Source organism: Nostoc sp. NMS2 (assembly GCF_017115105.1).
Lineage (GTDB): Bacteria > Cyanobacteriota > Cyanobacteriia > Cyanobacteriales > Nostocaceae > Nostoc.
Genome location: NZ_JABXKH010000175.1, coordinates 33215 through 41212 on the forward strand (window position 1 = coordinate 33215; position 7998 = coordinate 41212).

A 7998-nucleotide genomic window follows, 5' to 3' on the forward strand; every position below is an offset into this window, starting at 1 on the left:
TCTTTCAAGCAGTTATCTAAGTTAATCATCATCTAAATTACATCTTTGCGTCTTTTTAGCGGTTGAGACTATGCAAATTAAAAGCGCATCAGATTAACATCTGTCGGTAGGGGGATGCCAATAGCTGATTGGTAATGATGATTATCATTACATTTGCAAAAATTATGATAAGTATATCAATTTAATGTATATATAGGACTCATATTTGATTTCTGAAAAAACTCAGTACACCTCTAACTCCCTTCTTTTCTGTTCCCTATTCCCTCCCTACACAAGTATGTTCATTAATCAAATCGGATTCCTATAGCAGATGAAAAAAAGCGATTTAATATCTATAAAAGGACATTTAAAATAATACCTTCATGTCTTTGTGATACCAAAATTGGATTTCATTACAAAGACACGAAGGCACAAAATAGATAACGATAGATTCTATCTTTGCAATACCTAATTAATCCCAAACACTGATTCGACAGTTGACTTAATCGAATCCCGCGCATCCTTTAAAGTTTGACTAATTGGATGCTTTGCCTGTAAAAATGCACGCGCACAATTGCGTCCCGGCATTCCCGAAATGGAACCACCTGGATGAGTCCCTGCACCAGTCAAAAATAGATTGTCAATTGGCGTTTTGTAGTTCGCTATTTCTGGTAATGGACGGAAAAATATCATCTGATCTAAAGTCATGTCAACATGGTAATAATTGCCTTTATATGCACCTAATCTTTCTCCTAGTTCTGCTGGACTTTCTACACGACGAGCGATAGTTGCATTCTTGACATTTGGTGCATAGTCTGCCAATTTATCAATTACCCTATCTGCAACTTTGTTTTTCAATTCATCTGTCCAACCAGTACCTTTTAAACCAGTGCCTTCTGCACCAGCAATTTGATAAGGGGCAAAAAACTCAATCCATAGGGTGTGCTTGCCTGGTGGTGCTAATGTGGGATCTAAATAACTAGGCATCACCAAATACATTGATGGGTCAGCATCAGGGATCTCTCCCAAGGTGCATTTACTATGAGCCTGTTCTACATGAGTAACAGAATCGGCAATTAAGATAGAACCAACGAGATATTCATCTTTGTGAGCGTGATGTGGAAAGCGCAGTGGTTCGTCTAATGCCAAATCTATCTTGAGGATGGTTTCGTTGTTGTTAACGATGCGGCGTTCTAACCTTTCCCATAAATCTGGGTCGGCTCCATCAACATCGCTTTTATCAGTCATTTGTAAGAACAACCGCTTGGCATCAATATTAGAAATAACCCCGTGTTTAGCGCGATATTCTTTACCACCACCAACTCGCACACCAACAGCTTTACCATCATCAATTAAAACTTTTTCAACATGCTGGTCTGTAAGAATAACGCCACCTTTACTTGTGACTAAATTCACCAAAGCTTGCACAAGTGCGCCAGTTCCGCCGCGAGGTCTAGCCATCCCCGGATTGTGACGCATTGCCATCATGATTGCACCAATAGCAAGGGTTTTTTGCGATGGCGGCGCACCAAGTTCTGATGCTAATCTGGCTAGTGGCGCTTTCAGAAATTCTTCATCAAACCACTCATTAAGTAAATCTTCAGCGCTGGTTAACATGGTGCGAATAAAGTCCAGCGTTTTATTTGGAGAACCAATAACCGAAAACAAATCTTTCAGTTTGGTGATGTCGTAGTTACCAAGGATGTCTATAATTGACTTTGGTGGTGCATTAAACATAGGAATCATTGCACCTAGCGATCGCTGCCAAAAGTCTACAAATTCGGCGTATTTTTTGGCATCACGTTCACTATAACGGGCAATTTCTGCACAAGTTTTTTCCACTGACTTATGTCCTAAGAAATACTTGCCATCAGGATGAGGACAGAAAACAACTGGATCGCACTCTAGATAATGCAAGCCGTATTTTTCTAGTTCTAATTCTTCAACAACTGGCCCCAAATGAATAAATTCATGGTCAATAGCACATAAGTTAAATTTAAACCCAGGTGCTTCTTGAGGTAAACATTCTTCAGTTGTTGCTGCACCACCCGGAACAGAACGCTTTTCCAGTAACAGGACACTATAACCAGCTTTTAGCAAATAAGCTGCACAAACTAGCCCATTGTGTCCAGCACCGATCAGCACAACATCATACTCTTGCATAATTGTTATTTTGAAATTAAGTAACTTTACAAATAATAGAAAACTTTTATTAACTTTACATCACCCGTCAGTAACAAAAATTATCTTTAACTAGAGTCAATCTTCCGAAGGAGATAGTAAGCTAGTGAGCATTTAAATTGCATCACAAAACTAGGGCTGAAGCCCTGACTACAAGCGAATAAATCTGGAGAAATAAATGACGATTAGCTTACAGTTGTTGATGATGGTATTTGCTTCATCTGAGTTTTTATCAAAAGTGTTAAACTACCAATTTCTACTTTTATATCTTTAATATTGAATGCCATATCTTCCCATTTTAAATATGGCATATTCATCAATTCTTTGGCTTTCTGCATAAAAGCTGTAACTAATTCTATTGAAATCCCCTCTCCTTCAGTACAGCTAAAACTCTCCAGCATCGCGGGTTGGGAATTAGTGCGTGGACGTGCGATCGCAGTGTAAGCTAAAGGGCGAGTATTCCCCATTTCTTTTAACATTACTCTTCCCCTACATTCTATTTTGCCATCACCAGGTAAAAATACTTGAATTTGTTGCGGCTCAAAACTCACAATTTCGCTATCGACATCTAAAGAAAAGTTTTGTATCTGGCTGAGAACAAAGTCTGATGCTAATGCGCGGTTAATATCTACTTCTGTGAGTATAATCTGAGCAGTAGTATTTACTGGCTCATTGAGTTCTATTTGACCAAAAAGAGCGCTGAAGGGATTGATGGCAATACTATCTGTTTGCAGTCTTATTTCCTGTATACGAATGTCTTCTTGGATTACTAATCCTTGGCCTACAACCGAAACTCCATCTGCCTGTCCCTGAACTATTTTCAACAGATCAGTTTGTATATCTATTTCTATTTTTTCTGCTCCATCTAGCTTTTCAGATATTATCTTTTCAGCTTCCTGGGATAGAAATTTTTCTTCTAACCGATGCTCATCAGGCATGAAGTGGTAATCTCATAAGTTTCCTACTACTATTTACTGTAAAGGCAGATTCTGAAGAGTGAATCTATATTGGGGTATATGTAATTCGTGATTTGGAATCAGGATTGCGATCGTTAATTATGCATTAGCTTGAAAATCTATCTAAATATATATAGCGATGTCTACGACGGGCTACGCCTACGCTCATTTGTATGCGATGGATTTTGACCTCTCTCCTCTTAGGAGAGAGGCTTTGAATCTTATACCGTTTGTTTGTGAAGCTGCGCCAAATCTCTTAATTTCTTATTTCTTGGCGTACTTGGCGCACTTGGCGGTTCGTTCTTTATTTCTTGCACCATAGGCGCATCTTCACACAGAATTGATATTAAACTAACTCAAGTTTTGGTTGCGTGACCATTTAAAGTACTTATTCTAACGTTGCAAAAAAGCAATAAACTGTTACAACCTGAAAGATGTAAAATTTTTGTTAAATTCAACGAGCATCTACAGTTTCATCTCATCGTCATAAGGTACTCAGCATGACTGCAATCTCCCCAAAAGCATCTTCAGCGCTTCCCAATTTTTCTGAAGGAATTCAATATTTTGGTGAAGCGCTACCAGATTTTGAAACTCATGGTGCAACACCTGCTATCGAGTCGGGCAAAATAGCGATCGCATCTCCCACAGACAAAGCAGCTGTATATCAAACTTTACTAGCTGCCGATGCCCTGCGCTACCTAACTTTGCAAGTTACTGCTAGTAAGGCTTCTGGACATCCCGGCGGATTCGCCAGCCAAGCAGAAGCTTACGCATCTCTTGTCATGCTGGGATACAAGAACATTATTACCGAAGTCGGACACCATGCCCCTGGATTTTATAGTGCCATGTTCTTGGATCGTTCGCTAGAGGACATGGGAATTTTTACAGTCCAACAATTGCGCGATCGCTTCCGAGAAAAGCACGGACTTTTAGGACATCTTTCTGGTTTCATCCCCGGTATTCTCGCACCTGCGGGGCCTTTGGGACAAGGACAACACTTTGCAATGGCGGCTGCACTGTTGCACAAAGATAAGTTGTTCCCCTTTACAGTTGGGGATGGTGGATTGGGTGAGCCTTATATTGTAAGTGCGATCGCACATTTCCATACTGCTTATCCTGCTGTCACTAACTTTTTACCGGTATTGGTGTGGAACGGTTACAGCCAAGAACATCACAGCATGGTTTCCCTGAAAACCAATGAACAGATGCAAGCATATTGGCAAGGTAACGGTTTTGATGAAGTCATATTAGTTGATGCCAAAGACTTTGACGATCAAAACCAACCAGGGGATTACGTTGATAGCACTGCCTTTTCCTTCGAGAAACGCCTAGCATTTACGCAAGCAGTACTTTCAGGTGTAGATAAAGCAGCGCGATCGGCATTGAGTGGTAAACTTACCGTCTTCATTATTAAACAACTCAAAGGTGCAGGAGTCCACGCGCGGGGTGCAAAATCTCACAACCTCTATCCTAAAGACACGTTAGATGCGCCGCATATTGTCAGTGCATTGCAAACCCGTGCTTTGTCTGCGGAAGCTTGGCAATTAGTCAGAACAAATGCCGAACGCGCAGGCGGTGGCCCAGCTGCAAAAACTGTAGTTACAGAATTTGAATTACCATTGCCAGAATTAGGCGAATTACCTTTAGAAGAATATGCCGTTGGAGGTGAACCAAAAGTTTCCACAACCGCAATGGGACGATTAGTAGGAATAGTTGGAAAGAAAGATCGGAATTTCCTTGTCACCAACGCCGATGGTAATGAAGCATCAGGAATTGCCAACATAAACCAAGCATTAAAGATTATTCACCCCACAACCGACGACTTATATAATCAAGCACCAAATGGACAAGTTTATGAACCATTGAGTGAAGATGCTTGTGCCGGTTTAGCTGCGGGTTTAGCGTTAATGGGTGCGAGAACTTTGTGGTGTTCTTACGAATCTTTTGCCATCAACGGATTACCAATTTGGCAAACTGTAACCCAAGCAATGGCAGAATTACGCCGTCAAACTCCCTCGACTATTACTTTATTCACAGCAGGCGCATTAGAGCAAGGGCGCAATGGTTGGACTCACCAACGTCCAGAGATTGAAGCTTACTTTGCCTCGTTGATGCGAAATGGAAATGTTTTCCCATTATTTCCGCCTGATGCTAATAGTATTCAAGCCTGTTATGACTGGGCATTGAAAACTAAGAATAAGGGAATTGTGATAACTGCAAGTAAATCGCCATTGCCAATTCGCACAACTTTAGAACAAACTCGTCAAGGGTTGCGCGATGGTGCGGTGCTATTACATGAAGTCGCTGGTGATAAACAAGTTGTATTTGCTGTAATTGGCGATTTAACATTAATACCAGTATTTGAAGCTGCTGCTTTCTTAGAAACTGAAGGTATTGGCGTGAAGATAGTTACTGTCATCAATCCTCGGCAATTATACCGTAGCCATGATACTGCGTGGGATACCTGTTCTGAACCCGAAGGCGGTTTCTTGGATGATGCCAAATTTGCCGAATTATTTGATGGCGATGCGCTAATTGCGGTGACAGGTGGTGCTGCGGGGATGCTGGAACCAATTTTGTTACGGAGTACAGCCAAGCGTGATACTTTTGCGTGGAAACGTGGCGAAACTACAGCCAGTGCTGGAGAGTTGATGGCGTTTAATGGATTGACTGCTGAAGCGTTGACGAAACGTGCGATCGCGTTAGTGCATTAATATTCTATGTAGTCTGGATGTATTATTCCTATCTAGTCTAAAACTGGGTAGGAATTTTTACGTTTAAAAAACTGGGATTATTACTTAAGTTAACTATTAGAATTAACCGTTATTGAGTCTAAAATGCTACAGTGTTTTTCATGCCTAACTTAAAATAATAACTCTTAGACAGTGATGCCTTCAAACTTCGACTTGAGACTCCAACATTTAGAAGACAACATTAGACAAGACCAGGATTTACTCAAAGAGTATGAAGATTCCTTGCGGTATGAAGATGATCCACGTCGCAAGGCTAAGTACACAAGAGAAATTGAGCAATTGCGCGAATCGGCTAATCGTTATCAGAAGGAATACGATGAACTGCAAATGCAAATAACTGGTGAGCCAACTGTACAAATGCAGAATGTAGCCATTCAATTGCAACAGATAAACACCAGAATAGATAGATTATCTGCTGGTCATGAATGCAGGATTACTTCATAGGTGTCACCGATGATTCATGCTGTTCGTTGTAATCGTGCATCATTCAAAACCGTAGAGTTTAGACCTGGCTTTAACGTAGTTTTAGCAGATCGCACAGAAGACTCTGGCAGAAGAGATTCTCGTAATGGATTGGGTAAATCGACTCTCATTGAAATTATTCACTTTTGTCTTGGAGGCACGATTCCAACTGCCAAAGGGCTTGGTTCTAGGACTCTTCGTGGTTGGGCTTTTAGTTTAGAGCTTACACTTGCAAATCAAATTATCACTGTTACAAGAAATACTGAAGATAGGACTCAGGTAGTAATTGATGGAGATACTGCTAACTGGCCTATTCAACCAAAACAACAAGAAGATCAAAAAGTTCTCAGTTTGGAAGACTGGAAGACTGTTTTGGGAGAGTTAACATTTGGATTAACTAGTGATAATGAAGCTAAAAAATATAAACCTACTTTTAGAGGACTAATTTCTTACTTTATCCGTCGGGGAAGAGATGCATTTTCTACACCATTCGAGCATCATCCAAAGCAACCTGGATGGGATAAGCAAGTTAATAATGCTTTTTTATTAGGTCTTGCTTGGGAAGAGGCAAGAGATTTACAACTTTTAAAGGATAAACAGAAATTAATCGCAGATATTAAAAAACTTAAAAAAGATACAGAACCTGGAGTTGCAATTGCAATTTTTGGTTCTCTAGGTGAGCTTGAAGCTTTAAAGGTTCAAGTAGAAGCACAATTACGTGAAAGAAAAGAAACTCTTAACAATTTTAGGGTAGCGTCCCAATACCATGAATTAGAGGCAACTGCTAACCGTTTAACCTCACAAATTCACGAAGCAACAAATAAAAAGATTATTGAAAATAAATTACTGGAGTTTTATCAATCTAGTCTTGACTCAGAGGATGAACCCAGACCAGATCAGGTTGTTCGTATATATGAGAATGCAGGTGTTGAGTTACCAGGTTCAGTAATTAGAAGACTAGAAGAAGTAGAACTATTTCATCGCAGACTAATAGAGAATCGTAGGGAGTTTTTAGGAAGTGAAATTCAACGTATTAGAAGGCAAATATCCTCTAGAGAAAGTTTTATTAGAGAGAAAACTAATGAGCGTGCCGAACTTTTAGAAGTGCTAAAGACGCATGGAGCTTTAGAAGAATACACAATGCTACAAGAAATTTATCTTGATGATGTAGCTAATCTCAATGAAATTAATAAACGCATCGAAGAACTAAAACAATTTGAGGAACAAAAAAGTACCTTAAAAATTGAAAAAGAACAGTTACTACAACGCGCACGTCGTGACTATGGAGAACGGAATGAGCAAGCAGAACGTGCTATTAATTTATTCAGCATTAACTCTCGATTCCTTTACGATGTTCCAGGAACACTTGTTATTGATGTAGGAAGCAATGGCTTTAGTTTCCGAGTAGAAATTAGACGTGATGGTAGTGAAGGGATCGATAAGATGAAGATATTCTGTTATGACTTAATGTTGGCGCAACTTTGGTCAGAGCGTGACCCCTCACCGCGTATATTAATTCATGACAGCACAATTTTTGATGGTGTAGATGAGAGACAAGTATCCCAGGGTTAGCGCGTCTCAAAGCCTATTGACAAGAGGACTTGCCTGATCAGCAATCTTTGTTGGAAACAAAGTGACACCATCCGAGGTAGGGTAAGATTTAATTC

Annotated in this window: 5 protein-coding genes; 3 read left to right on the forward strand and 2 right to left on the reverse strand. The window is 40.1% G+C overall.

The window, feature by feature from the left end; all coding sequences use genetic code 11:
• Window positions 1-447: 447 nt before the first annotated feature.
• Together crtO and HWQ36_RS32465 are read right to left on the reverse strand one after the other, a co-directional pair.
• The gene (gene crtO / locus HWQ36_RS32460; protein WP_292710674.1) at window positions 448-2142 is read right to left on the reverse strand and encodes a beta-carotene ketolase CrtO; all 1695 of its coding nucleotides are present in this window, start codon (window positions 2140-2142) and stop codon (window positions 448-450) included.
• Between the two features lie 203 nt (window positions 2143-2345).
• The gene (locus HWQ36_RS32465; RefSeq protein WP_292710677.1) at window positions 2346-3098 is read right to left on the reverse strand and encodes a DUF2993 domain-containing protein; all 753 of its coding nucleotides are present in this window, start codon (window positions 3096-3098) and stop codon (window positions 2346-2348) included.
• A 518-nt stretch (window positions 3099-3616) separates the two neighbouring features.
• Here HWQ36_RS32465 and HWQ36_RS32470 point away from each other — a divergent pair.
• From HWQ36_RS32470 to HWQ36_RS32480, 3 genes are all read left to right on the forward strand, one after another.
• Window positions 3617-5830, forward strand: a complete 2214-nt coding sequence (locus HWQ36_RS32470) for a phosphoketolase (protein WP_292710680.1) — start codon at window positions 3617-3619, stop codon at window positions 5828-5830.
• Window positions 5831-6004: 174 nt separating this feature from the next.
• On the forward strand, window positions 6005-6313 hold the full coding sequence (locus HWQ36_RS32475; protein WP_292710683.1) for a hypothetical protein: 309 nt from the start codon (window positions 6005-6007) through the stop codon (window positions 6311-6313).
• A 9-nt stretch (window positions 6314-6322) separates the two neighbouring features.
• Complete coding sequence (locus HWQ36_RS32480) at window positions 6323-7903, forward strand: ABC-three component system protein (protein ID WP_292710685.1); 1581 nt, start codon at window positions 6323-6325, stop codon at window positions 7901-7903.
• Window positions 7904-7998: the final 95 nt, after the last annotated feature.

Excerpts from the sequence above, each read along its gene's own strand:
- HWQ36_RS32480 (WP_292710685.1), top strand. The coding sequence starts at position 6,323 with ATGATTCATGCTGTTCGTTGTAATCGTGCATCATTCAAAACCGTAGAG.
- HWQ36_RS32475 (WP_292710683.1), top strand. The coding sequence starts at position 6,005 with ATGCCTTCAAACTTCGACTTGAGACTCCAACATTTAGAAGACAACATT.
- HWQ36_RS32465 (WP_292710677.1), bottom strand. The coding sequence starts at position 3,098 with ATGCCTGATGAGCATCGGTTAGAAGAAAAATTTCTATCCCAGGAAGCT.
- HWQ36_RS32470 (WP_292710680.1), top strand. The coding sequence starts at position 3,617 with ATGACTGCAATCTCCCCAAAAGCATCTTCAGCGCTTCCCAATTTTTCT.
- crtO (WP_292710674.1), bottom strand. The coding sequence starts at position 2,142 with ATGCAAGAGTATGATGTTGTGCTGATCGGTGCTGGACACAATGGGCTA.